This window comes from Bradyrhizobium sp. CCBAU 25360, assembly GCF_028128695.1.
GTDB classification, from domain to species: Bacteria; Pseudomonadota; Alphaproteobacteria; order Rhizobiales; family Xanthobacteraceae; genus Bradyrhizobium; species Bradyrhizobium ottawaense.
This window is the reverse complement of sequence record NZ_LBJA01000037.1, coordinates 155,554-178,069: the sequence shown is the minus strand read 5'-3', so window position 1 is coordinate 178,069 and position 22,516 is coordinate 155,554. Positions and strand designations below refer to the sequence as shown.

The following is a 22,516-nucleotide window of genomic DNA, read 5'->3' as shown; positions in this document are numbered from 1 at the left end:
AGCACCTGACTTAAGTGATTGATTTGACTGGCAGGAGTGGCAGGGCTCGAACCTGCGACCCCCGGTTTTGGAGACCGGTGCTCTACCAATTGAGCTACACTCCTACGGACCCTGCGTCGCCCCAGGATCAGGGCCGCTTTCAAGCACAGAGAGCGGCCGGATTGCAAGAGCGAAGCGAGTGCCATGCGCGTACTTCGCGCTAGGCCCCCCCATCTTTCAGCAGCCAGTTGCGGTAGATCTCCCCGTAGCGCACGCTCACCTTGTCCACCGGGGTTTGCGTCGCGTTATTGTCGATAGCAGCCTGCACCGCCGCCCCAACGATCCCCTGCCCGGTATAGAGCGCTGCGTTCAGCTCGGGATAGGCGACGATCAGCGCACCGGTTCGGGCATCGACGAGATTGGCGTCCGCGATCATGCCGCGATGGCCGCCGATCACGACACGCTGGATGGCTGACGGGAACAGCAAGCTCTTCACCCGGATGTCGAGCCGCACCGGCCGCGTGCCCGCCAGCCGAGCGGCCAAGACCTGCTCGACGCCGGCCTTGATCCGCGGCGTCAGCAGGCCTTGAACGAAAGCCTTTACCTCCGGAACGTCGGCCATTGTTGCCGCCTGCTCCAGGCTGACCGCCTTCGAGTCCGCATAGGCGCGGAGACCGTCCTCCCACTGTATGCGTGCGTCGGGTGCAAAACTGACCGCAACGCCGGTCAGCTTCATGCCGGCTATGTCGCTCTGCGACAGCGAATTATTGGCGGCGGTTACGCAGCCCGCAAGCGCAAGCATTCCGCCCAGCGCGACAATCCGCGCCAGTCCCAGCAGCAATCTCAACAACGCCCCCTGTCCCCGTAACCCAATCTCAGCCCGGCCCAAAAATAGGGTGTTCCGCCCGCTGCTGTCTACCCCGAATTGTATTGCCGTGCATAAGACCCGATGCCGAGCGTCCGCTGCAGATGTCACCGCGCCGAATGCATCTGTTCTTCACGGGGCTTCTGAGCCACACTTTTCCGATCGACCAAAAACAAGAGCCCGGGAGCCTCCATGAACGCCCAAGCCGCCACGAAAGCCACCTCGACGCCGCTGACCCCGCCCTTGCCCGAGGTCCGCCCGGAGACGCTCGGGCTGTCGCGGCTGCGGCTCCAGGCCATGTCGGACGCCTTCAGGCGCGAGATTGACAAGGGAACCGTTCCCGGCCTCACCGTGCTGGTGGCGAGGCGCGGCCAGGTCGGCTGGTTCGAGGCGCTCGGCAGGCAGAGCCCGGCGGACGCCGCGCCAATGGCGCGGGATTCGATCTTCCGGATCTTCTCGATGACCAAGCCGATCGTCTCGGTCGCCATCATGGCGCTGGTCGAGGACGGCCACCTCCTGCTCAGCGACGCCGTCGCAAAATTCATCCCGGAATTTGCCAGCCAGCAGGTCGGCATCGTCAAGGACGGCAAGCTGGAGCTGGTGCCGCCGGCGCGGCCGATGACCGTGCAGGACCTGCTTCGCCACACCTCGGGCCTGACCTACGAGCACCAGGGCGACGGCCCCGTGCACAAGCTCTACCAGGAGTCCCGCGTCCGCAGCCGCAAGATCACCAACGCCGAGCACGCCGCCCTGGTGGCGAGCTTCCCGCTGGTCTGCCAGCCCGGCGCGGAATTCAACTACAGCCGCTCCACCGACATCCTCGGCCGCATCATCGAGGTCGTCAGCGGCAAGTCGCTCGGCACGTTCCTCACCGAACGCGTGCTCGCCCCGCTGCAGATGGCCGAGACCGGCTTCTCGACCTCCGAGGCCAATGCGGGCAGGCTCGCCGAGCCTTTCGCGGCCGATCCCTGGACTGGCGACAAGGTCGCGCTGTTCAACATGCACGAAGCACCGGTGATGGAGTCCGGCGGCGGCGGCCTGGTCTCGACCACGATGGACTATGCCCGCTTCTGCCTGATGCTGCGCAACGGCGGCACGCTCGACGGCCACAGGATCATCGGCCGCAAGACGCTGGAGCTGATGGCGTCCGATCACCTCGGGCCGCAGGTTCAGACCAACGGCACCCTGCTCTCGCCCGGCCACGGTTTTGGTCTCGGCTTCGCGGTGCGCCGCGAGGCCGGTATCGCCCCCTTCCCCGGCAGCGTCGGCCAGTATTTCTGGAGCGGCATTGCCGGCACGTTCTTCTGGATCGATCCGAAGGAGGATCTGTTCGCGGTGTTCATGAGCCAGGGCCCGGGCCAGCGCGATTTTACGCGCACGCTGGTGCGGGATCTGGTTTACGCGGCGGTGGAGTAATCGCCGCTCTCGTGCCCCGGACGCAACGCAGCGCGTAGCGGTGCGTTGCTGAGCCGGGGCCCACGTCTCCGCGATCTCGTTCTTGGCTTTCTGGGCCCGGCTCTGCGGAGCAGCACTTCGTGCTGCGCCGCGTCCGGGACACGAGAAACTCAGCGCGTCGTCGACCTCAGCTGATCGTCGCGCCGCCGTCGATCACCATGGTCTGGCCGGTCATGAAGTCGCCGGCCCTGGACCCCAGGAACACCGCGGCGCCCGCGATCTCGTCGGGGATGCCGATGCGCAGGAGCGGCGAGCGCGCGGTCGAGGCCTTCAGGTTCTCCGGATTGTCCCACAGCGCCTTGGCAAAATCGGTCTTGATCAGGCCGGGCGCGATGCAGTTCACGCGGATGTTGTCCTTGCCGTATTCGCAGGCGAGGTTGCGCGCGAGCTGCATGTCGGCGGCCTTCGAGATGGCGTAGGCACCGAGGATGGTCGAGCCTTTCAACCCGCCGATCGAGGAGACGATGATGATGGAGCCGTCCTTGCGCTCGATCATCTGCGGCACCACCATCGAGATCAGCCAGTTGTTGGCGACGATGTTGTTGTCGAGGATCTTCCTGAACTGATCGTCGGAGATGCCGGCGAGCGGACCATAATACGGGTTCGAGGCGGCGTTGCAGACCAGCACGTCGATTTTGCCGAAGGCGCGGTTGCTCTCATCGACGAGGTTTTGCAGATTCTCTTTCGATGAGATGTTGGCGGCAACCGCGACCGCGGTGCCCTTGCCGAACCTGTCGTTGATGCCCTTGGCCACCTGCTCGCAGACATCGGCCTTGCGCGATGAGATCACGACCTTGGCGCCGTGCTCGGCCATGCGCTCGGCGATCGCAAGCCCGATGCCGCGCGTCGAGCCGGTAATGACGGCGACTTTCCCCTTCATGTCGAACAAGGTCATGTTTCTCTCCCAGATTGATCTTGGTATTCACGTCGAGATTCCGGGCCTGGTCCTTCGGACCATCCCGGAATGACGCCTTACTCAGGCGAGCTTCTTGACTTCCGGTCCCGCGGGCTGATGCATCGCCGCATGCGCGGCATCCGCGATCCACGGCTGCTGGTTCACCATCGGCAGCCGCCAGACCTTGCGCTCGGGAGTTGCGAAATAATCCAATCGCGTCACCGAGCAATTGTCGATGTCGAACGACAATCCCCGCTCCGGCTGGCCGTCGAGCGCGAGCCCCAGCGCCGCCTTGATGGTGCCGCCATGCGCGACCGCGATGATGTCCTGGCCTGCCGCCTCGGCGTTGATCCGCTCTATGGTGCGGCGCGTGCGGTTGTAGAGATCCATGAAGCTCTCGCCGCCGGGCGCGGGCTCGTTGATGTCGGCAAACCAGCTCGTGCCCACGGGGCGGCTGGCGATGAACTGGGCGCGGTTCATGCCCTGCCATCGGCCGAGATTTTGCTCGGCAAGGTCCGCTTCCCATTTCATCGACGCAGGCCTTGGGAAGCCGGCCGCCCAGATCGCTTCCGCGGTCTGGTGCGTGCGCACCAGATTGCTCGAATACCAGACCGCCGTGCGTGGCAGCACCTTGGCAACAGCGTTGAACACATAGGTATCGCTGGTGTCGCAGGCGATGTCGCTTTGTCCGTAGATGTTGCCGCCGTCGTTGCGCACCGGCGCGTGACGGACCCACCACCACCGTGTCATGACCACATTGGGCTTGTCTGCGCCTGCCATCGAAACCCTTCCATCCCGTTTGATGTCGCTGTACGTCAGGTGTGAACGTGTCTCAAGACACTTTACCGTTTGAAATCTTGTTTGAAATTCCGTCGCGCGGCAAGCGTCGCGCGAGGCACCACAGGGAGAAACGCATGGGCCGCCTGCAAGGCAAATCCGTCATCATCACCGGCGCCGGCAGCGGCATCGGTCGCGCCGCCGCGCTACTGTTCACCCGGGAAGGCGCCAAGCTGATCGCGGTCGATCGCACCGAGGCGGTGAAGGAGACCGTCGACGAGGTGAAGAAGGCCGGTGGCATCGCGGAAGCCATGATCGCCGACGCGGGCTCCGAGACGGACGTCATCGCCGTGATCGACAACGCGGTGAAGACCCACGGCCGGCTCGACGTGATCTGGGCCAATGCCGGCGTCAGCGGCGGCCTCGTTCCGCTCGGTGAGCAAACCGTCGAGCATTGGCAGGAGGTGTTGCGCGTCAATCTGATCGGGCCGTTCCTCGCGGTGAAGCATGCGATGCCGCATATGGTGAAGCAGCAGTCCGGCGCGATCGTGCTGACCGCGTCCGTCGCAGGCCTCAAGGCCGGCGCCAGCGGGCATCCCTATGCCGCGAGCAAGGCCGGCGTGATCAGCCTGGTGCAGACCACGGCGTATTCGCTCACCGGAACCGGCGTGCGCATCAACGCGGTGTGCCCGGGCCTGATCGAGACCGGCATGACAAAACCGATCTTCGACCGCGCCAAGGAGCGCGGCACCCAGGACAAGATCGGCCAGCTCAATCCGCTCAAGCGCCCCGGCCAACCGCACGAGCTCGCGGCGATGGGCCTGTTCCTGGCCAGCGACGAAGCCTCGTATGTGAACGGCCAGGCGTTCCCGGTCGACGGCGGCCTCACCGCGTCGATGCCGTATACGGGCAAGCCGGTTTAACTCTCGCGTGTCCCGGACGCGCTGCAACGCGAAGCGTTGCTGCGCAGCGTCCGGGGCACGAGAGCTTGGTTCAACGATAGACATAGTTCGTCATCCTCGCGGCTCATCTCGCCCGAGCTTTGCTTCGTCTCTTCACCCTCATAATTGAAAGAGGGCGCAGGGAAGACCGGGAGCCCGCTGGCACCCGAGGTCCACTGTGCGAAATTGGAGTAAGAAGTTTGCACAGCGGCATACAGGTGTAGCCAGGACATCCCGGCCTTCCCTGCGCAGTGGTTTTACGGCTTATGTCGTGCTCTCCCCGGGGAGCGTTGCACTATTGCCCCCGTCGCCTTGCGGATGGCTGACGTATGCGTCCGGTTGGACGACACCCATCACCGCAAGACTTGGCGCACAGACCCCGGGCGCCAGGACCACACGATTTTGCCGTACGCCGATCACACCGGTCGTGTGCGCGAGGTGTCTTTGCTCACGGCTCTCCGCCCTGCAAAACCCTTCGCGCCGATGTCACCCACGTCCACCGCCGCCCAGCCCGCATTCGTGACGATCGCGATACGCCCCTCTTCCTTGGGCCGGGTTGCGGCGACACATACGCCGTTTCCGAATTTCGGTAAAGTGGAATCTTTTCGCCGCCATGCGTTGACCGATACCTTGGGTGTTTTGCCCGTCAGGCAACGCAAGGGATTGTGGCTCCCCTCGTCATTCCGGGGCGCGACGAAGGCGCGAACCCGGAATTCATTTCGCAGCGCGTGATGCGGACCGATGGATTCCGGGCTCGATGCTGCACATCACCCCGGAATGACGGTTGCGATGTTGATTTGCCCGACGAGGCCTCACGTTGGTATGGTTCCTGCAAGCACTTCAGCCTCCATACTCCCTGACAGAACGAGACAATGCCAAGACCCGACCGTATTCGCAAACTCCTCGCCGACCTCGTCGGCTTCGACACCGTCAGCGACCGCACCAACCTGCCCCTGATTGCCCATATCGAGAGCTACCTCGCCGCGTTCGGCGTCAAGGGCGAGCGCATCGTCGACGTAACAGGGCAAAAGGCCTCGCTGTGGGTCACGATCGGCCCTGAAGATCGCCCCGGTTTCGTGCTGTCAGGCCATACCGACGTTGTGCCCGTCGTGGGGCAGGACTGGAGCCACGATCCGTTCAAGCTGATCGAGCGCGACGGCAAGCTCTATGGCCGCGGCACCACCGACATGAAGGGCTTTGTCGCGGTGTGCCTCGCCATGGTGCCGGAGATGCTGGAAGCAAGGCTCGCAACGCCGATTCATCTCGCGATCTCCTATGACGAGGAAATCGGCTGCGTCGGCGTGCGCCCGATGCTCGGCGAGGTCGCGAAGAAACGGATCATACCGCTCGGCGCCTTTATCGGCGAGCCGACCGAGATGAAAGTCATCATCGGCCACAAGGGCAAGCACGGCGTGCGCGCGACCTTTCGCGGCCTCGCCCGCCACTCCTCGATCGCGCCCGACGGCGTCAACGCGATCGAATATGCCGCCGAGTTGATCGTCGAGATCCGCCGCCGCGCCGTGGCGCTCGCAGCCGTGCGAGCGAGCGACAGCCTCTACGACGTTCCCCACTCGACGCTGCTCACCAGCATCGTGCACGGCGGCGCCGCGCTGAACATCGTGCCCGACACCTGCACGGTGGACTTCGAATGCCGCGGCATCGGCATCACCGAGTCCAGGGAGGTGACGGATGCGATCGTCGCCTGGGCCAAGGCCGAACTCGAACCGGCGATGAAGAAGCAGCATCCGGAGTGCGGCATCGATTTCGAGGAGATCCTCGACTACCCCGCCCTGGACACCGCCGCCGACGCCGCGATCGTCACGCTCGCCAAGAGCCTTGCCGGGCGCAACGACCACGCCAAGGTCGCCTTCGGCACCGAAGCGAGTTTGTTTGCCAGCATGGCCGACATCCCCTCGGTGGTGATCGGACCGGGCTCGATCGCGCAGGCGCACACGCCGGACGAGTTCGTCGAGATGGCGGAGCTGGAGAAATGCGCAGGCTTCGTGGAGAGGCTGATCGCGCATTGTGCGAAAGCCACGGCGTAGGTGCCGTAGGGTGGGCAAAGCGGAAGCGTGCCCACCACTCTGCCCGCGAACGCTGAAGGATGGTGGGCACAGCGCTACGCGCTTTTGCCCACCCTACGAAGACTGGATTTGCCCGCCTTCGAGGGGAATGGCAGCGGCTGTGTGGAAACACCGACGCGGCCCAAAGAAAAAAGGCGCGGCCACATCGGCCGCGCCTTCGTCATTTCTACACCGCGCCCGCCTTTTGCGCGTATTCCCATGAGGCCTGCGACAGCGGTACGGTGCGCTTGGCGGACTCCAGCGCCTTGGCGTTGGCGGCGGTGCCGTCGCGGACGCGGCCGGCGATGCCTTGCGTGATGCCGGCGAGACGGAACAGATTGTAGGCGAAGTACCAGTTGAGATCAGGCACCGTCATCTTGGTGACGTTGCAATAGATCTGCGCGGCTTCTTCCACGCTCGGGATGTTGAGCGCCTTGAGGTCCGCGCCCTGCAGACCCGGCATGATCCACTGCATCAACAGGTAGGTGAAGTCGGCCATGGGATCGCCGAGCGTCGACAGCTCCCAGTCCAGCACGGCCTGCACGCGCGGTTCCGTCGCGTGGAAAATCATGTTGTCGAGACGATAGTCGCCGTGGACGATCGAGACGCGCGCCTGCTCCGGCACGGTCTTGGGCAGCCATTCGGCGACCTTCTCGAACTCGGGAATGTGCTGGGTCTCGGACGCCCGGTACTGCTTGGTCCAGCGGTCGATCTGCCGCGCGAAATAATTGCCGGGCTTGCCGAACTCGCCGAGCCCGATCGCAACAGGATCGTACATATGGAGCTTCGCCAGCGTCTCGATCTTGCTGGTGAAGATCTTGCGCCGCGCGTCGCCATCCTGGCTCGGCAGCGTCGGATCCCAGAACACCCGGCCCTCCTCCATCGACATGATGTAGAAGGCCGCACCGATGACGCTGTCGTCCTGGCACAGCGCATAGGCGTGCGCGACCGGGAAACCCTGCTTGCCGAGCGCTGCGATCACGCGATATTCGCGATCGACCGCATGCGCCGAGGGCAGCAATTTGCCGAACGGTTTTCGGCGCATCACGTAGGAACGGTTCGGCGTGTTCAGCCGGTAGGTCGGATTGGACTGGCCGCCCTTGAACTGGAGCACGACCAGCGGTCCCTCATAGCCTTCGACGTTGTCGCGCATCCAGGCTTCCAGGCGCAGTTCGTCGAAGCGATGACGCTCCTCGACCGGCTTGGTGCCCGAGAACTCTTCGTCTTTCCTGACGCCGTCAGCCACGATGACGCTCCCTCTTCAGTCCTGACCATTTCAGGTCGGAGCATGATCCTAATCGGTAACCGCTGACGCACTTGCGTCAAGCGGTCACCGCATCATGCCCTGTCGTTTCTTCAGATCGGGAGCGCCTCCCGGCTCTCCCTCCAGAGATTCCGTTCCGAAAAATCGGAACGGTATCCCTAGTTTCTTGTTTTGACGCGTTTTCTTAGCGCGAACCGGTGTCCACTTCGCTGGAAAACGCTCTCAATGATTGGGAGAATTTGCATACTTCCGAACCTCAAGTCTGGCAATGGCGCGATTGTGCACCTCGTCCGGACCGTCGGCGAGACGGAGCGTGCGGATGTGGGCGTAGTCCTTGGCGAGGCCCGCCTCGTCCGAGACACCGGCGCCGCCGAAAGCCTGGATCGCCTCGTCGATGATCTTCAGCGCCATGTTGGGCGCTGCGACCTTGATCATGGCGATCTCGGCCTGCGCGGTCTTGTTGCCGACCTTGTCCATCATGTCGGCAGCCTTGAGGCAGAGCAGGCGCGTCATCTCGATATTGGTGCGGGCATCGCCGATGCGCTGCTCCCACACGGAGTGCTCGACGATCTTCTTGCCGAAGGCGCTGCGCGAGGACAGGCGCTTCACCATCTTCTCCAGCGCCTCCTCGGCCTTGCCGATGGTGCGCATGCAGTGATGGATACGGCCGGGGCCGAGCCGGCCCTGCGCGATCTCGAAGCCGCGGCCTTCGCCGAGCAGGATGTTCTCCTTCGGCACCCGCACGTTGTCGAGCAGCACCTGGGCGTGGCCGTGCGGGGCGTCGTCGAAGCCGAACACCGGCAGCATCTTCTCGACCTTGATGCCGGGGGTATCGAGCGGAACCAGGATCTGCGACTGCTGCTGATGCTTGGCCGCCTTGAAATCGGTCTTGCCCATCAGGATCGCGATCTTGCAGCGGGGATCGCCGACGCCGGACGACCACCATTTGCGGCCGTTGACGACGTAGTGGTCACCGTCGCGCTCGATGCGGGTCTCGATGTTGGTGGCGTCCGACGAGGCCACCGCAGGTTCCGTCATCAGGAAGGCGGAGCGGATCTCGCCGTCCATCAGCGGACGCAGCCATTTGCGCTTCTGCTCCTTCGAGCCGTAGCGGATGAACACTTCCATGTTGCCGGTGTCGGGCGCGGAACAGTTGAACACTTCCGAGGCCCAGCTGATGCGGCCCATCTCCTCCGACAGCAGCGCGTATTCGAGATTGGTCAATCCCGCGCCGCGGAATTCGTCATCCTCATGCTCGCTCGGCGGCATGAACATGTTCCAGAGGCCTTCGGCCTTCGCCTTCTTCTTGAGGTCCTCGAGGATGGGGATCACCTTCCAGCGCTCGCCGGCGTGATCCTGCTGATCATAAATCGGCACCGCCGGGCGCACGTGCTTGGCCATGAAAGACCGCACGCGGTCGAGCCATTCCTTCTGCTTGGGGGACAGATCGAAATCCATGGGACGCTCCTCGTCTCTCTTTGCGAACCTGTTTGCTTCGCGAGCCTGTTTTGCGCCGGACCGTCCTCCCGCTGCGCGCGGCCCGCAAGCGCGCGGCTTGCGGGCGCTTCGGAACCGGCTTCGCGAGTTGCGAACGAGTCCCGATTGCGATTGACATCTCCGGCCTTCAAACGATAGTTTCATACAACTGTTTGAATTGCAACTCCCTCGCTCACGACGTCATTCCGGGGCGGCCCGCAGGGCTGAACCCGGAAACTCGAAATGTGGGGCGAGATTCCGGGTTCTCGCTTCGCGAGCCCCGGAATGACGGGATGAAGGTCATGGCCAGCGATCATACGAGATCTGCCATTCTCGCCGCCGCCGAACGGCTCTATGCCGATCGCGGCTTTGGCGACGTGACGCTGCGCGACATCGTCGCGGAGGCGGGCGTCAACCTCGCCGCGGTGAACTATCATTTCGGCTCGAAGGACGAGCTGATCGCGGAATTGTTCGTCACCCGCTCGATCGCCACCAACCGCGAGCGCCTGCGCGAATTGAAGGCGGCAGAGGAAGAAGGCGGCGGCCGCGCGCCGATCGAGGTGATCTTGCATGCGCTGGTCGGACCGACGCTGCGCGGCTGCCTTGGCCCTGAGAACCAGCGCTCCACCGCGGCGCGCTTCATGATCCGCGCCTCGATCGAATCCGTGCCGCCGATCCGCCGCATCAAGAACCGCGAGATCGACCATTTGCGCAAATTCGCCGGCGCGATGCGCCGCGCCTTGCCCGACCGCAGCGACGTCGATATCTACTGGGGCCTCAACTTCGCGCTCGCGATGGCGCACCACACCATCCGCGAAAGCGAGCGGCTGACGAAACTGTCGGAAGGCAAATGCGACCTCGACGACGTCGAGGACGTGATCGCGCGCGTGGTCAGCGTGGCGACGATGGCGCTGACGGCGGGACGGAGCGAGGCAAAGGCGCCGTCGAGGGTGGCGGCGCGGTAGTCCATCACGCCATCGCGATGCAGTCGATCTCGACGTCGAAGGGACCGAACCATTCCGGCGTGCAGACGAAGATCCGCGCCGGCGGATCGATCGGGAAATAGCGCGCATAGATGGCGTTGAACGCGGCGAAATGTTTCGTCGAGGTGCAGTAGACGTTGCACTTCATGACGTTGTCGAGCGAGGCGCCGGCCGTCTGGAGGCACAGCTTCATCTGCTCCATGACGATCTCGCTCTGCCGCTCGATCGGCATTTGCGCGATCTCGCCCGTCTCCGGGTCGAACGGCGGCAGGCCGGCAACAAAGATCATGTTGCCGGCGCGCGTCACCGGCGAGACCGGTGCGTTGCGGCGGTCAAGAAAGGTCGAGATCGGTTCGACGCGGAGCGCTTCGCGTTTCATGGCAGCCACCTTCGGTTCGAGCGAAACCGACGCCTGACTACATTATCCTGCAGCCGGCATGCTTCGCTTCTAATCGAAGTGTGGTTGGGGCCGCGGGTTCAGGCCCGCTGCGGCATCTCCTCGGCCTCTTCCTTGGCGAGCAGCAGCAGCATCTCGATGCCCATCTCGCCTTCCTGCGGCGAGCGGATGAACTTGATCTCCTCGGCACTCTGGCGCAGTGCGGCAATGATGGCGACGGCCTGATTGGCGGTGGCCGCCTCGGTCGCCAGAATTGCCTTCTGGTCCTTGGCCTGGAACCCGATCGTGTAGGACATCCATTTCCCTCCCGACATTACTGGAGAGATCGAATCAGAGTCGGGCGCAAAGCGGAAGCCTGTGCGACTACGGACCGGGATTATCTGGGGATGGCGGGCAAGCCTCAGGCAAGCCCCAGCATCGCCCGCGCGTCCTCCGCGCGCGCAACGCTCGCCCCCAGGCTTTTCAAGATACCCGCGGCATGGGCGACCAGCTCGGCATTGGTCTTCGCCAGCACGCCCTTGGACATATAGAGATTGTCCTCCATGCCGACCCGGACATGGCCGCCGAGCAGATAGGCCTGCGCCACCATCGGGAATTCGGCGCGGCCGATGCCGAAGCCGGACCAGATCGCGCCCGGCGGCAGCAGGCTGCGGGCGTAGAACATGGTCTCGGGCGTCGCCGAGAAGCCGTATTTCACCCCGAGCACCAGCGAGAACAGGCCCGGCCCCTTCAGCGTGCCGTCGGCGAACAGGTCGCGCGCCAGATGGCAGTCGCCGCTGTCGAACAGCTCGATCTCCGGCAGCACGCCGGCCGCCTTCATCCGTTCGGCCATGATGCGGACATTGCGCGGCGTGTTGATCACGACCTCGCCGCCGGAATTCATGGTGTTGAGGTCGAGCGTGCAGATGTCGGGCTTGAGCAGCTCGATATGCTCGACGCGCTTCTCAGGGACAAGCAGCGTGGTGCCGGGGCCGGCGACGCGGGGGTCTTCGACCGAGGGCACGAAGCGGCCGCCGGGGCCGGTCGTCAGGTTGATGACGAGCGAGGTGTTGCGGGCGCGGATGCGCGCCACCACGTCGCGGTAGAGATCGATCTCCATCGAGGGCCGCCCCGTCGCGGGATCGCGCACATGGATGTGGACGATGGCGGCACCGGCCTCGGCGGCTTCCAGCGCGGAGGTCGCGATCTGCTCGGGGGTGATGGGTAAATACGGCGACTGCTCGGGCTTTGTGAGGTTGCCCGTGATGGCGCAGGTGATGATGGTTTTGCCTGATGTCATGGAATTCCTCCGCTTCGCAACTCAATGAGTCTAGCTGAACGCGTTGCCGCAGAGTAGCTGCGCCCCCTCTCCCCGCACGCGGGGAGAGGCGAAGACAAGCCTAGATGATCCCCTGCTGCTTCAGCGTCTCGATCTTGCCGGCGTCATAGCCGAGCTTGCCGCCGAGCACCTCCTGCGTGTGCTCCCCTAACAGCGGCGGTGCGCGATATTCGGTGATGGGGGTGCCCGACAGGGTCAGCGCGTTGCGGATCAGCGAGAGCTCGGGCTCGAACTTGTGCTCGGTCTTCACCCGCATGCCGCGCGACTGGACGTGCGGATCGGAAAACACCTGCTCGAAATTGTTGATCGGGCCCGAGGGCACGCCGGCCTCCTCCAGCTTGTCCAGCCAGTAGGCCACCGGCTGCTTCAGGAACAGGCCGGCGAAGATCGCCATGATCTCCTTGCCGTGCACGACGCGGTCGTTGTTCTTGATGAAGCGCGGATCAGTCGCCAGCTCCGGCGCGCCGAGCACGGCGCAGGTGCGCTGGAACTGACCGTCATTGCCGACCACCAGCATCAGCTCGCCGTCGGTGCAGCGGAACACGCCGGCCGGCATGCCGCCATTGCCCCAGGTGCCGCGGCGCGGCGGCGTCTTGCCGTTGACGAGGTAGATCTGCAGCCAGTGCGACAGCGAGGCGATGACGGTGTCGAACAGGCAGACGTCGATATGCTGCCCCTCGCCGCCGTTGACGTCGCGATGATAGAGCGCCGAGAGAATCCCGATCGAGGTGTTCATGCCGGTCATGTAGTCGACGATCGACGGGCCGACCTTCATCGGGCCCTCGCCGGGCTCGCCGTCGATATGACCGGTGACGCTCATCAGGCCGCCCATCGCCTGCAGGATCGCGTCATAGCCGGCGCGCGGCGCATACGGTCCAGTCTGACCGAAGCCGGTCACCGAACAATAGATGATGCCGGGGTTGATCGCCTTGATCGTCTCGTAGTCGAGGCCGTAGCGCTTGAGATCGCCGACCTTGTAATTCTCCATGAAGACGTCGACGTCCTTGGCGAGCTCGCGGATGATCGCCTGCCCCTCGGGCTTGGCGATGTTGACGGTGACCGACTTCTTGTTGCGGTTGGCGCAGAGATAGAAGGAATTGTTGTTGTTGGCCTTTCCTTCCGGATCGGTCAGGTAAGGCGGCCCGAACGCGCGCGCGTCGTCGCCGGTGCCCGGCCGCTCGATCTTGATCACCTCCGCGCCCAAATCGCCCAGCATCTGGGCCGACAAGGGCCCGGCAAGCACGCGCGTGAGGTCAAGGATCTTGATGCCTGAGAGCGGCAAGGCCGACATGTCGATTTCCTCCGGGGAACTGGATCTTGGCGCGGCGGCTTTGAGCGGCCGCGCTCCCCAGCGGATACACTATTTTGGCGCCTTGAGCACTGCACTGGCGGCATACGGCTATCCGCGGCTCCGGCAGCAAGCGAATTCGTGTCCGCAACTTTCCACGCCGCGAATATTGCCTGATCGGCTCAGGTCACGGCTGCCGCCGCAACCCGCGGCCGCCGCCGTCCGAGCAGGACCAGGATCAGCACCGTCGCGCAGGAGAACACCAGCGTGAGACCAAGCGCGCCGCGGCTGCCGAATTGGGTGAGCAGGCCGACCAGAAGCGGCGGCGAGATCGCGGACGCCAGATTGAGCGGCAGCGCGATCATCGACATCGCCTTGGCGAACTCGGCCTGGTCGTAGAACACGAGCGGGATGGTCGCCCGCGCCACCGCCATGGCGCCGCTGCCGGCGCCATAGAGCAGGATGAAGACCGCCACCGCCCAGGTCGCGCCCTCACTCAGCATCAGCAGCAGCATCGCGACGGGCAGTGCCGTGCCCGCGACGAGCCCGGTCGTGATCCCGTCCCACCGCCCGCCGCCGAGGAGATCGAGCCCGCGGGCGCTGACCTGGATCACGCCCAGCATCGAGCCGAACGCGAGGGCCTGCGCGGGCGTGAGCCCCTCCGCCCGCAACAGCTCGATCATGATGGCGCTGATGCCGAAATTGACGAAGGCGTTGAGCGTGATCGCGGCGACGACGAGGCCGAACGTGCTCCTCGGAATCGCGGGCACATCGGCAGACCTGGCCAGCGTGCCGCCATCGTCCTTCGCAAGTCTCCGGCGCGGCGCCACGAATGCATAGAGCGGAAGCGACACGAGGGTCAGCATGGCCGCGTAAACCAGGCACGTCCCCCGCCAGCCGAGGTGCCCGCTGAGGAACGAGGTCGTCGGCCAGAAGATGCTGCTGGACAGGCCCGTCACCAGCATCAAGGCCCCGATCGCGTTCTTGGCCTGCCGCCCCGCGACCTCGTTCAGCATGATATAGGCGCCGGTCGACAGCGTGGCGCTGCCGGCGATACCGAGGACGATCCAGGCGGCGAAATAGAGCATCGGCTCGCGCGCCAGCGACAGCAGCACGAAGCCCGGCGCGGTGACGACCGTGCCGACCATCATGACCGTCCGCGCGCCATGCCGCGCAAACGATCTGGCAAGCCACGGCGCGCACAGCCCCATCGAGACGTAGAGGACGGATGTCCCGGCGAACACCGCCGGCAGGCTCATGCCGAGATCGGCGGCGAGATCACGCCCGACGATGGCAGGAAGCCCGATCGTGCCCCATCCGACCAGCTGCGTGATGGCGAGAACCAGCAGGACGCCGGTCAGCCTGCTGTCAGATTTCAAGAACCGCATTCCAAACGTTCGCCTGCCTGCCAGGCGCAGATCGCGCCGGCGACCAATGTCTTACCTGCAGACCGAGGCCACGGGCATGCCGGTTCCGAATGGCACCGCGGCGCCAGCCGCAGAGCGGCGCAGGACCACGCTCATTCCGGCGGATTGAACGTCCGCACGAAATACACGGGCTCGCCGCCCTTCTTCAGGCGGTAGAGTTGCGCCGGACGGTTGGGACCGCGCCGCATCTTCGCGACCGGCTCGATCATGTCGGCCGCCAGGATCCGGGTCCGGAAGGCGCTTTTCTCGAGCGGGCGGTCGAGCACGATCTCATAGACCCGCTGCAGATCCGGCAGCGTGAATTCCGCCGGCATCAGATAGGCCGGCAGCGAGGTGTACTCCACCTTGTTGCGCAGGCGCTGGATCGCGGTCGCCAGGATGTCGCCGTGATCGAAGGCGAGCTTGTCCTTGAGCCTTCCGCCTCGAATCGGAAACCACCGCGCATCGTTCGCCAGCACGCTTGCGTCCGCCGGGATCAGCGCGAAATAGGCGTGCGTCGCCGACCAGCCGCGCGGATCGCGCGTCGCGCTTCCCCAGCTTCCGAGTTGCTCCAGATAAGGGCTGGTGACCCCGGTCTTCTCCCTCAGCTTGCGGGCGGCGCAAGCCGCGAGGTCGCGGTCCTTCGTGACGTCCACGAAGCCGCCCGGCAGCGCCAAGCTGAGCGGAAACGGCTCGCCCTCGCCGGCCGGGCGCTGCATCAGCAGCACCTGAAGGCTGTCGTCGAGGATCGTAAAGATCACGACATCGACCGTGGTCAGGGGTCGTGGAAAGTCCAATTGCCCCGATTTACCAGACCCTTCAACCCGACCTTCGCCCGCCATCGGCAGCCTCCCCTGTTCGGACTTGACAGTAGCATAGTTAGTTGTACAGTCCAACTTACTTAGTTGCTCAGGCACACTTATAACGACCATCGGAGACGGACATGTTCGGCGTCAGGTTCATCAAGGCCCAGCCCACCACCTATCTGATGAAGTATCGCGCCGGCGCCATCGTCGCCGAGGGTGCTGGTCTTTCCGCGCTGTATTACGCGCCGGTGACCATGCTGGTCGCGGTGCCGATCGGCAGCCGCGACGCCTCGTTCATCTTCGAGCAGACCGCGCGCGACTTTCAGACGCTGACCGTGCAGGGTCAGGTGACTTATCGCGTCAGCGACCCGAAGAAGGCGGCATCAATGCTCGACTTCACCCTGAAGGCTGACGGCAAGACCTATGCGAGCGACGATCCGGAAAAGCTGCCGGAACGCATCCTCGGCACGGTCGAGGTCCTCGCCCAGCAAGCGGTGAAGGAACTGACGCTGAGGGACGCGTTGCAGGCTTCCGACCGCATCGCCGACATCATCGCGGGCGGCTTGAGGGTGCGCGCGGACATCGCCGCTCTCGGCCTCGAAATCCTCGGCGTGTCGATCCGCGGCATCAAGCCGACGCCGGACACCGCAAAGGCGCTGGAGGCGCAAGCGCGCGAAGCGATCCTGAAGAACGCGGACGAAGCCATCTTCGCCCGGCGCAACTTCGCCGTCGAGCAGGAGCGTGCCATTCGCGAGAGCGAACTCGACACCGAGATCGCGGTCGAGCAGAAGAAGCGGTCAATTCGCGAGACCCAGATGGATGCCGAGGCGAGCGTTGCCGCAAAGCGCAATGAGCTGCGCGAGGCCGGCATGGCCGCGGACATCGTGCTGGAAGGCAAGCGCAAGGATTTCGTCGGCCTCAATGCCGAGAATACCAGGACCCTGGCCGACGCCGAGGCCTACCGCGTCGGCGCGCTGATGAAGATCTTCGAGGGCGTCGACACCCGCGTGATCCAGGCGCTTGCCGCCGCCGGCATGCAGCCGGGTCAGCTGATCGCGCAAGCCTTCTCCGGCATTGCCGAGAAGGCCGAGAAGATCGGCCAGCTCAACGTCTCGCCGGACCTGCTCAGCCAGTTGATGGAGAAGCCGAAGCCGACGGAGGCCGCCAATGCCCGCCGCCAATGACCGCAAGGTGGTGCTGGTGACGCGCAAGACCAGGTTAGAGGACCTGATCGCGCGCCACCTGACGGCGGCGCAGGCCCGCTTCTACGTCGAACATCTCGGCGCCGACTTCTCCGACTATGAGCGCGAGCACGAGGTCTATCGTGCGCAGCGTCACACGACGCTGCAAGTGCTGGAGCAATGGGGGCGCTATCAGGTCATCGACCGCGGCTTCCTGCCGAACTTCCTCTTCGGGCCTGATGACATCGTGGTCGCGCTCGGCCAGGACGGCGTCGTCGCCAACACGATGAAATATCTGAACGACCATCCGCTGATCGGGCTCAATCCGGATCCCGCGCGCCACGACGGCATCCTGCTGCCCTTTGCGCCGCACGACCTCGCCAAGCTCCTGCCGGAGGTCGCCACTGAGAAGCGCAGCAGCCAGGCCGTGACGATGGCGGAAGCACGGCTCAACGACGGCCAGGTGCTCCACGCCGTCAACGACCTCTTCATCGGCGCCCGCACGCATGTCTCCGCGATCTACGAGATTGCGGCCGGCGGGGCGACGGAACGGCAATCTTCGAGCGGACTGATCGTCTCGACCGGGCTCGGATCGACCGCCTGGTTCAAGAGCATCGTGACCGGCTCGCTGGCCATTGCCGGCAGCTTTGGGCAGCCTCCGCCGCTGAGCAGTTACGACGCCCTGCCCTGGGACGCAGCCGAGCTGCGTTTTGCGGTGCGCGAGCCCTTCCCCAGCCGCCATTCGCAGACCCATCTCGTCTGCGGCCGGCTCGCGTCGGCGGACCAATTGCGCATCCGCTCGCTGATGGCGGAGAACGGCGTCATCTTCAGCGACGGCATTGAAGCCGACCGCCTCGACTTCAACGCCGGTGCCGAGGTCACGATCGGGATTGCCGCACGGCGCGGGCGGCTGATCGTCTGATCATGTTAGGCCGCCGAGCCGCCTCACGCCGTGTGGCCGGGATCGATATGCTTCGGCGTCTTCTTCTCGCGCTGCGGCGTCATCTTGGCCGGATCAGGCGCACCGGGCACGCCGCGGGGACCAAGCTGTTCGCGCTGGATGTCGTCCTCGGAACGGGATGGCTCGACGCCGTTCGGCTCACGCGGCTTGGTCATCGCGGCCTCCTTCTCAAATGCTGCTTCGTGGTTCGGCTCTAGACGCCGAGCGCGTTGTCTCCGGCTTCGCGGCCGGGCACGCTGACCTGGACTTCATGTCCCTCACGAAGCGCGAGGGATGCGGCGGCGACCGCCGATTCGAATGCAGCCTCCTTGGTGGCGTAGGTGTTCTTGACGTCACCGTCGTGCAGCACGCCCCATTCGTTCCGCACCGGCACGATGGCATATTGAGCAAGGCCCATTGTCCAACTCCTGGCTTGAGTTTCAGAATTTGGCTTTCACCGTCTGTCCGATAACGCGCCGGCGGGCTTAACGTTGCGTCAGCTGCGGATGCGCGGCGGTGACGCGCCACACCGTGTTGCCGCTGTCGTCGGCGACCAGCAACGCCCCGGTCTTGTCGATGGCGACACCCACCGGCCGGCCGCGCGCCTGGTTGTCGCTGTTGAGGAAGCCCGTCACGACGTCCTGCGCCGGTCCGCTCGGCTTACCGTCGGTGAACGGCACGAACACGACCTTGTAGCCGTTGAGCACCTGCCTGTTCCAGCTGCCATGCTCGCCGACGAAGGCGCCACCGCGATAGGCGGCCGGCAGGCTGGAGCCGGTGTTGAAGGCGAGCCCGAGCGGGGCGACATGCGAGCTCAGGGCATAATCCGGCACGATCGCCTTGGCGACGAGATCCGGCCGCTGCGGCTTGACGCGGGGATCGACATGCTGGCCGTAATAGCTGTACGGCCAGCCGTAGAAGCCGCCGTCCTTCACCGAGGTCATGTAGTCAGGGACGAGATCGGGACCGAGCTCGTCGCGCTCGTTCACCACCGTCCACAGCGCGCCGGTCTGCGGCTCGAAGCTGAGCCCGTTCGGATTGCGCAGGCCGCTTGCGAACACGCGCCAGCGCCCGCTGGCACGGTCGACCTCGAGGATCGCCGCGCGATTGTGCTCGGCCTCCATGCCGTTCTCGGTGATGTTGCTGTTGGAGCCGACGCCGGCATAGAGTTTCGAGCCGTCGGGGCTGGCGACGACACTCTTGGTCCAGTGATGATTGATCGGCCCGCCCGGCAGCGGCGTCAGCACCGTGCCCGGCGCGGTGATCCTGGTGTCGCCTTCGGTGTAGGGATATCTGACGATCGCATCGGCATTGGCGACGTAGAGATCGTTGCCCACCAGCGCGATGCCGAAGGGCGAGTTGAGATGGTCGAGGAAGACGCTTTGCGTATCCGGCACGCCGTCGCCATTGCTGTCACGCAGCAGCGTGATGCGATTACCCGGCCCGGTGTCGTTGCCGCCCGAGGTCGCCCAGGACTCGATATAGCCCATGACGATCTCCTTGGGCCGCTTGATCGCGCCCCCCTTTGGCGCCTTGGATTCCGCCACCAGCACGTCACCATTGGGCAGCACGTAGAGGAAACGCGGATGCTGCAGACCGGTCGCGAAAGCCTTGACCTGCAGGCCTTGCGCCACAGTCGGCGTCTCGTCCTTCTTCCAGCCGACGATGCGCGCGATGTGGACGGGCGGCAGCAGATATTGCTGGATGTCGGGAAGCTCAGGGTTGGCGCCGATCTGCGCCTTGGGGTCGCCGCTGCCGTCATCGCAAGCAGCCAGCAACGGCAGCGACGCGCACGCCAGAGCGCGGGCGAGCTTCGATATCATCGCGCAACTCCCACGCCGTGGCGATAGACCATGGCCCAGCCGAGCCAGCCGGTGACGGGCAGGATCAGCACGGTGATCACGGACAGAACGAGCCCCGTCGGCCACACCGAGGTCCAGGCATCGCGGGTGTGGATCAGCGCGTTGACGATGGCCAGGATCAGCGCCACGGCATTGCCGATCAGATGCGGCCAGGCCGGCGTCTGCACACGCACCAGGCGGTTGCCGAGGAAATCAGTGAGGCCCGCGATCGCCGCCAGCACGCCGAAGACGACGCCAACGAGCAGAAGCCAGGCGGAAAAATTCGCCCACATGATCTCGGCGCTGGCGACATAGGCGATGTCGGTCAACAGCGCCCCGACGAAGCACGCGATCGGGATCGGCACCAGCATCGGATGAATGGGATGACCCGCGATCTGCGCGGTGGTGCGCACGCGCATGTCGTCTTGCACGGTTTGGCCTCGTGTGACTTTCCTCCAGCCCGACCGGCCAACTCGTGCGGGATGTGATGGTTCCTAGGGGATCCGCCTTGCTCCGCTTTGACCCGCGCAGATCGCGCTCATCGCGGCGGCGATATCACCGACCGCGGCCGCCCTGGATACGCGTCAGACCCAGCCTTTCGCGGACCTCGTCATCCTCGATCGCCTGATCAAGACGCGCGTCCTTGCCGGCTTCGAAATCTTCCGCGATCGTCTCGAGCGCCCGAAACGCCTCCCCGGCGCTCGGTGCCGCTTCGATGTGAGCAAGCGACTGACCGTTGACCGTGAGATCGGCCTCGCCCCAGGGCGTGGTGTCAATCTCCAGGCGGTCGCCGCCGGCATTTGCGATGAAGTGCTGGACGGTGGATTTGGAGGTCGGCAGCGTGAGATCCGGCGTCCAATCGATCGGCTTGTCGGTCATGTCATGGTTGTCCCGAAGTTGCGACCAACGAATAGACCATCCGGAGCGCGCGACATTGACCTGGATCAGGCCCGGTGCGGCCGGGCCGTCAGCGCAGGATTTATCCCACCTTCCTCTTCTGTCGCGTGGTTGCGAGCAATACCAGGAGGAACGAGGCCGCAGTCATCAGCGTCGATATCGCTCCAATCGTCGGGTCGATCTCGTCTCGAAGCGCGGTGAACATGCGCTTGGTCAGCGGCTGGTACTGGCCGCCGGAAATGAACAGCGCGACGATGGTCTCGTCCATTGCCGAGATGAAGGCAAAAATGCCGCCGGCGACCACGCTCGACTTGATCTGCGGCAGGGTCACCGCGAAGAAGCTGCGCAGCCGGTTCATGCCGAGGCTTCGCGCAACCATCTCCTGCGCCGGATCGAAGCTCTGCAGGCCCGCCAGCACCGATATGACGACATAAGGCAAGCCCAGCATGACATTGGCGAGCACGAGGCCGGGCATGGTCGCGACCAGGCCGACCTTGGCGTAGACGAAGAAGATGCCGACTGCGGTGATGATAATCGGCACCACCAGCGGCAGCAGCAGCGCCATATGAACGACGCGCATGATGCGCAGCTTGGACTGGCTGATGGCATAGGCGGCAGCCACCCCACACGGCGTTGCGATCACGACGGTGAAGAGCGCAACCGTCAGCGTCACGCGCGTTGCCTGCATCCAGGCCGGGTTTGTGAAATATTGCTGATACCAGCGCGTCGAGAACGACGGCGGCGGGAAGGTCAGGAAGCGCGCGCTGGAGAACGAGATCGGCGCGATGATGAGAACGGGCAGGATCAGATAGACCAGCACCAGCGCGCTGATCGCGTAGAGGGCAATCCGTGCGGGCGAGATGCGCATCATTTCTGCCCCAGCACGCGGTCGAGCGAGATGAAGCGGCTGACGACGAAGAAGATCGCGAGCACACTCATGAGCAGCACGACGGCGACGGCGCTGGCCGCACCGAACTGGTTGTAGAGCTCGACGTTGCGACTCACGAGCATCGATACCATCACGGTGCGGCCGCCGCCTAGCAGCTCCGGCGTGATATAGAAGCCGAGGCAGAGCACGAACACCATGGTGCAGCCGGCGAGCACGCCAGGCAGCGACAGCGGCAGGAACACGCGAAAGAATGTCAGCGACGGGCTCGCGCCGAGACTGGCGCCGGCTTGCATGAGATCGCCGGGGATCTTCTGCATCGTGGCATAGAGCGGCAGCACCATGAACGGCAGCAGGATGTGCACGGTCGCCACCACCGTACCAAAACTGTTGTGGACCAGCGCGAGTGGCTCGGAGATCACATCGAAATAGCGCAGGAATTGGTTGATCACACCGCTACGCTGGAGCAGCGCCAGCCAGGCATAGGCGCGGACCAGCACGCTGGTCCAGAACGGCAGCACGACCAGCGACAGGATCAGGATGCTCCAGGCCTTCGGCACCGAATTGGCGAGATAGGCCAAGGGATAGCCGAGCAGCAGAGCGATCAATGTGACCGCGAGGCTGATCTCGAAGGTCAGCGCGAAACTTCGCCAGTAGATGTCTTCGGTGAAGACTCGCCGGTAGTTCTCCAGCGTGAAGCCGTCATGGTAGATCGACTGCCAGGCCAGCCAGCCGACCGGCAGCACGATCAAGAGCAAAATCACGAGCAGCGCCGGCGACACCAGCGCCAGCATCAGCCCGTGCTCACGGCGCTGATGCTTTTGCGAAGGATCGGACACTGTCATCGTCAACGCTGCC

Annotated in this window: 24 protein-coding genes and 1 tRNA gene; 6 read left to right on the top strand and 19 right to left on the bottom strand. The window is 64.7% G+C overall.

Annotated features, from left to right (window positions below):
- Positions 1-28: 28 nt before the first annotated feature.
- Positions 29-104: transfer RNA gene (locus XH81_RS15095), tRNA-Trp, on the bottom strand.
- A 95-nt stretch (positions 105-199) separates the two neighbouring features.
- Entirely contained in the window at positions 200-826 is a 627-nt protein-coding gene (locus tag XH81_RS15090; RefSeq protein ID WP_038974958.1) for a hypothetical protein, read from the bottom strand.
- A 210-nt stretch (positions 827-1,036) separates the two neighbouring features.
- Here XH81_RS15090 and XH81_RS15085 point away from each other — a divergent pair, with 210 nt between their 5' ends.
- A complete protein-coding gene (locus XH81_RS15085) occupies positions 1,037-2,260 on the top strand; it encodes a serine hydrolase domain-containing protein (protein ID WP_028141042.1) in 1,224 nt (407 codons plus the stop codon).
- A gap of 166 nt (positions 2,261-2,426) precedes the next feature.
- On the opposite strand, the gene XH81_RS15080 is transcribed toward XH81_RS15085, so the two are convergent.
- Positions 2,427-3,194, bottom strand: a complete 768-nt coding sequence (locus XH81_RS15080) for an SDR family NAD(P)-dependent oxidoreductase (RefSeq protein ID WP_028141043.1) — start codon at positions 3,192-3,194, stop codon at positions 2,427-2,429.
- Positions 3,195-3,275: 81 nt separating this feature from the next.
- Positions 3,276-3,974 (bottom strand): histidine phosphatase family protein, encoded by a 699-nt coding sequence (locus tag XH81_RS15075; protein WP_028141044.1) that lies wholly within the window; start codon positions 3,972-3,974, stop codon positions 3,276-3,278.
- Between the two features lie 134 nt (positions 3,975-4,108).
- Between XH81_RS15075 and XH81_RS15070 the strand changes: the two genes are divergently transcribed.
- Both XH81_RS15070 and argE read left to right on the top strand, forming a co-directional pair.
- Positions 4,109-4,894: an SDR family NAD(P)-dependent oxidoreductase gene (locus XH81_RS15070; protein WP_028141045.1), complete on the top strand. Its 786-nt coding sequence runs from the start codon at positions 4,109-4,111 to the stop codon at positions 4,892-4,894.
- 890 nt (positions 4,895-5,784) lie between these two features.
- Complete coding sequence (gene argE, locus XH81_RS15065; RefSeq protein WP_028141046.1) at positions 5,785-6,957, top strand: acetylornithine deacetylase; 1,173 nt, start codon at positions 5,785-5,787, stop codon at positions 6,955-6,957.
- Positions 6,958-7,162: 205 nt separating this feature from the next.
- On the opposite strand, the gene XH81_RS15060 is transcribed toward argE, so the two are convergent.
- Together XH81_RS15060 and XH81_RS15055 are read right to left on the bottom strand one after the other, a co-directional pair.
- Positions 7,163-8,221 carry a phosphotransferase family protein gene (locus tag XH81_RS15060; protein WP_028141047.1) on the bottom strand — a complete coding sequence of 353 codons (1,059 nt, stop codon included), beginning with the start codon at positions 8,219-8,221 and terminating at the stop codon, positions 7,163-7,165.
- 240 nt (positions 8,222-8,461) lie between these two features.
- Positions 8,462-9,697: an acyl-CoA dehydrogenase family protein gene (locus XH81_RS15055; RefSeq protein WP_028141048.1), complete on the bottom strand. Its 1,236-nt coding sequence runs from the start codon at positions 9,695-9,697 to the stop codon at positions 8,462-8,464.
- Positions 9,698-10,017: 320 nt separating this feature from the next.
- Here XH81_RS15055 and XH81_RS15050 point away from each other — a divergent pair, with 320 nt between their 5' ends.
- Entirely contained in the window at positions 10,018-10,680 is a 663-nt protein-coding gene (locus XH81_RS15050) for a TetR/AcrR family transcriptional regulator (protein ID WP_028141049.1), read from the top strand.
- Positions 10,681-10,684: 4 nt separating this feature from the next.
- On the opposite strand, the gene XH81_RS15045 is transcribed toward XH81_RS15050, so the two are convergent.
- The 6 genes from XH81_RS15045 to XH81_RS15020 all read right to left on the bottom strand — a co-directional run bounded on the left by XH81_RS15045 (position 10,685) and on the right by XH81_RS15020 (position 15,949).
- Entirely contained in the window at positions 10,685-11,077 is a 393-nt protein-coding gene (locus XH81_RS15045) for a RidA family protein (protein WP_028141050.1), read from the bottom strand.
- Between the two features lie 98 nt (positions 11,078-11,175).
- On the bottom strand, positions 11,176-11,391 hold the full coding sequence (locus XH81_RS15040; protein WP_028141051.1) for a hypothetical protein: 216 nt from the start codon (positions 11,389-11,391) through the stop codon (positions 11,176-11,178).
- A 104-nt stretch (positions 11,392-11,495) separates the two neighbouring features.
- Positions 11,496-12,374, bottom strand: a complete 879-nt coding sequence (locus XH81_RS15035; protein WP_028141052.1) for a 3-keto-5-aminohexanoate cleavage protein — start codon at positions 12,372-12,374, stop codon at positions 11,496-11,498.
- Positions 12,375-12,474: 100 nt separating this feature from the next.
- A complete protein-coding gene (locus XH81_RS15030) occupies positions 12,475-13,704 on the bottom strand; it encodes a CaiB/BaiF CoA transferase family protein (protein WP_028141053.1) in 1,230 nt (409 codons plus the stop codon).
- Positions 13,705-13,883: 179 nt separating this feature from the next.
- Positions 13,884-15,089: an MFS transporter gene (locus tag XH81_RS15025; RefSeq protein WP_028141054.1), complete on the bottom strand. Its 1,206-nt coding sequence runs from the start codon at positions 15,087-15,089 to the stop codon at positions 13,884-13,886.
- Positions 15,090-15,220: 131 nt separating this feature from the next.
- Positions 15,221-15,949 (bottom strand): NUDIX hydrolase, encoded by a 729-nt coding sequence (locus tag XH81_RS15020; protein ID WP_028141055.1) that lies wholly within the window; start codon positions 15,947-15,949, stop codon positions 15,221-15,223.
- A 101-nt stretch (positions 15,950-16,050) separates the two neighbouring features.
- Between XH81_RS15020 and XH81_RS15015 the strand changes: the two genes are divergently transcribed.
- Both XH81_RS15015 and XH81_RS15010 read left to right on the top strand, forming a co-directional pair.
- Complete coding sequence (locus XH81_RS15015; RefSeq protein ID WP_028141056.1) at positions 16,051-17,097, top strand: SPFH domain-containing protein; 1,047 nt, start codon at positions 16,051-16,053, stop codon at positions 17,095-17,097.
- On the top strand, positions 17,081-18,016 hold the full coding sequence (locus XH81_RS15010; RefSeq protein ID WP_028141057.1) for a sugar kinase: 936 nt from the start codon (positions 17,081-17,083) through the stop codon (positions 18,014-18,016). Before XH81_RS15015 ends, XH81_RS15010 begins: the two co-directional genes overlap by 17 nt.
- A 23-nt stretch (positions 18,017-18,039) precedes the next feature.
- Here XH81_RS15010 and XH81_RS15005 read toward each other — a convergent pair whose 3' ends face one another.
- The 7 genes from XH81_RS15005 to XH81_RS14975 all read right to left on the bottom strand — a co-directional run bounded on the left by XH81_RS15005 (position 18,040) and on the right by XH81_RS14975 (position 22,503).
- Positions 18,040-18,210 (bottom strand): hypothetical protein, encoded by a 171-nt coding sequence (locus tag XH81_RS15005; RefSeq protein ID WP_162832278.1) that lies wholly within the window; start codon positions 18,208-18,210, stop codon positions 18,040-18,042.
- Between the two features lie 38 nt (positions 18,211-18,248).
- On the bottom strand, positions 18,249-18,452 hold the full coding sequence (locus tag XH81_RS15000; protein ID WP_028141058.1) for a hypothetical protein: 204 nt from the start codon (positions 18,450-18,452) through the stop codon (positions 18,249-18,251).
- 67 nt (positions 18,453-18,519) lie between these two features.
- On the bottom strand, positions 18,520-19,857 hold the full coding sequence (locus XH81_RS14995) for a PQQ-dependent sugar dehydrogenase (RefSeq protein ID WP_028141059.1): 1,338 nt from the start codon (positions 19,855-19,857) through the stop codon (positions 18,520-18,522).
- The gene (locus tag XH81_RS14990) at positions 19,854-20,294 is read right to left on the bottom strand and encodes a DUF2231 domain-containing protein (protein WP_038950489.1); all 441 of its coding nucleotides are present in this window, start codon (positions 20,292-20,294) and stop codon (positions 19,854-19,856) included. The genes XH81_RS14995 and XH81_RS14990 overlap by 4 nt, the downstream gene beginning before the upstream one ends.
- Positions 20,295-20,430: 136 nt before the next feature.
- Positions 20,431-20,754, bottom strand: a complete 324-nt coding sequence (locus tag XH81_RS14985) for a hypothetical protein (RefSeq protein ID WP_028141061.1) — start codon at positions 20,752-20,754, stop codon at positions 20,431-20,433.
- A gap of 100 nt (positions 20,755-20,854) precedes the next feature.
- Positions 20,855-21,643, bottom strand: a complete 789-nt coding sequence (locus XH81_RS14980; RefSeq protein ID WP_028141062.1) for an ABC transporter permease — start codon at positions 21,641-21,643, stop codon at positions 20,855-20,857.
- A complete protein-coding gene (locus tag XH81_RS14975) occupies positions 21,640-22,503 on the bottom strand; it encodes an ABC transporter permease (RefSeq protein WP_038950492.1) in 864 nt (287 codons plus the stop codon). The genes XH81_RS14980 and XH81_RS14975 overlap by 4 nt, the downstream gene beginning before the upstream one ends.
- Between the last annotated feature and the right edge of the window lie 13 nt (positions 22,504-22,516).

What these genes read in the sequence shown, in the direction of transcription:
- XH81_RS15085 (WP_028141042.1), top strand. Translation starts at nt 1,037, where the DNA reads ATGAACGCCCAAGCCGCCACGAAAGCCACCTCGACGCCGCTGACCCCG.
- XH81_RS15080 (WP_028141043.1), bottom strand. Translation starts at nt 3,194, where the DNA reads ATGACCTTGTTCGACATGAAGGGGAAAGTCGCCGTCATTACCGGCTCG.
- XH81_RS15075 (WP_028141044.1), bottom strand. Translation starts at nt 3,974, where the DNA reads ATGGCAGGCGCAGACAAGCCCAATGTGGTCATGACACGGTGGTGGTGG.
- XH81_RS15070 (WP_028141045.1), top strand. Translation starts at nt 4,109, where the DNA reads ATGGGCCGCCTGCAAGGCAAATCCGTCATCATCACCGGCGCCGGCAGC.
- argE (WP_028141046.1), top strand. Translation starts at nt 5,785, where the DNA reads ATGCCAAGACCCGACCGTATTCGCAAACTCCTCGCCGACCTCGTCGGC.
- XH81_RS15055 (WP_028141048.1), bottom strand. Translation starts at nt 9,697, where the DNA reads ATGGATTTCGATCTGTCCCCCAAGCAGAAGGAATGGCTCGACCGCGTG.
- XH81_RS15050 (WP_028141049.1), top strand. Translation starts at nt 10,018, where the DNA reads ATGGCCAGCGATCATACGAGATCTGCCATTCTCGCCGCCGCCGAACGG.
- XH81_RS15045 (WP_028141050.1), bottom strand. Translation starts at nt 11,077, where the DNA reads ATGAAACGCGAAGCGCTCCGCGTCGAACCGATCTCGACCTTTCTTGAC.
- XH81_RS15040 (WP_028141051.1), bottom strand. Translation starts at nt 11,391, where the DNA reads ATGTCCTACACGATCGGGTTCCAGGCCAAGGACCAGAAGGCAATTCTG.
- XH81_RS15035 (WP_028141052.1), bottom strand. Translation starts at nt 12,374, where the DNA reads ATGACATCAGGCAAAACCATCATCACCTGCGCCATCACGGGCAACCTC.
- XH81_RS15030 (WP_028141053.1), bottom strand. Translation starts at nt 13,704, where the DNA reads ATGTCGGCCTTGCCGCTCTCAGGCATCAAGATCCTTGACCTCACGCGC.
- XH81_RS15025 (WP_028141054.1), bottom strand. Translation starts at nt 15,089, where the DNA reads ATGCGGTTCTTGAAATCTGACAGCAGGCTGACCGGCGTCCTGCTGGTT.
- XH81_RS15020 (WP_028141055.1), bottom strand. Translation starts at nt 15,949, where the DNA reads ATGGCGGGCGAAGGTCGGGTTGAAGGGTCTGGTAAATCGGGGCAATTG.
- XH81_RS15015 (WP_028141056.1), top strand. Translation starts at nt 16,051, where the DNA reads ATGTTCGGCGTCAGGTTCATCAAGGCCCAGCCCACCACCTATCTGATG.
- XH81_RS15010 (WP_028141057.1), top strand. Translation starts at nt 17,081, where the DNA reads ATGCCCGCCGCCAATGACCGCAAGGTGGTGCTGGTGACGCGCAAGACC.
- XH81_RS15005 (WP_162832278.1), bottom strand. Translation starts at nt 18,210, where the DNA reads ATGACCAAGCCGCGTGAGCCGAACGGCGTCGAGCCATCCCGTTCCGAG.
- XH81_RS15000 (WP_028141058.1), bottom strand. Translation starts at nt 18,452, where the DNA reads ATGGGCCTTGCTCAATATGCCATCGTGCCGGTGCGGAACGAATGGGGC.
- XH81_RS14995 (WP_028141059.1), bottom strand. Translation starts at nt 19,857, where the DNA reads ATGATATCGAAGCTCGCCCGCGCTCTGGCGTGCGCGTCGCTGCCGTTG.
- XH81_RS14990 (WP_038950489.1), bottom strand. Translation starts at nt 20,294, where the DNA reads ATGCGCGTGCGCACCACCGCGCAGATCGCGGGTCATCCCATTCATCCG.
- XH81_RS14985 (WP_028141061.1), bottom strand. Translation starts at nt 20,754, where the DNA reads ATGACCGACAAGCCGATCGATTGGACGCCGGATCTCACGCTGCCGACC.
- XH81_RS14980 (WP_028141062.1), bottom strand. Translation starts at nt 21,643, where the DNA reads ATGATGCGCATCTCGCCCGCACGGATTGCCCTCTACGCGATCAGCGCG.
- XH81_RS14975 (WP_038950492.1), bottom strand. Translation starts at nt 22,503, where the DNA reads ATGACAGTGTCCGATCCTTCGCAAAAGCATCAGCGCCGTGAGCACGGG.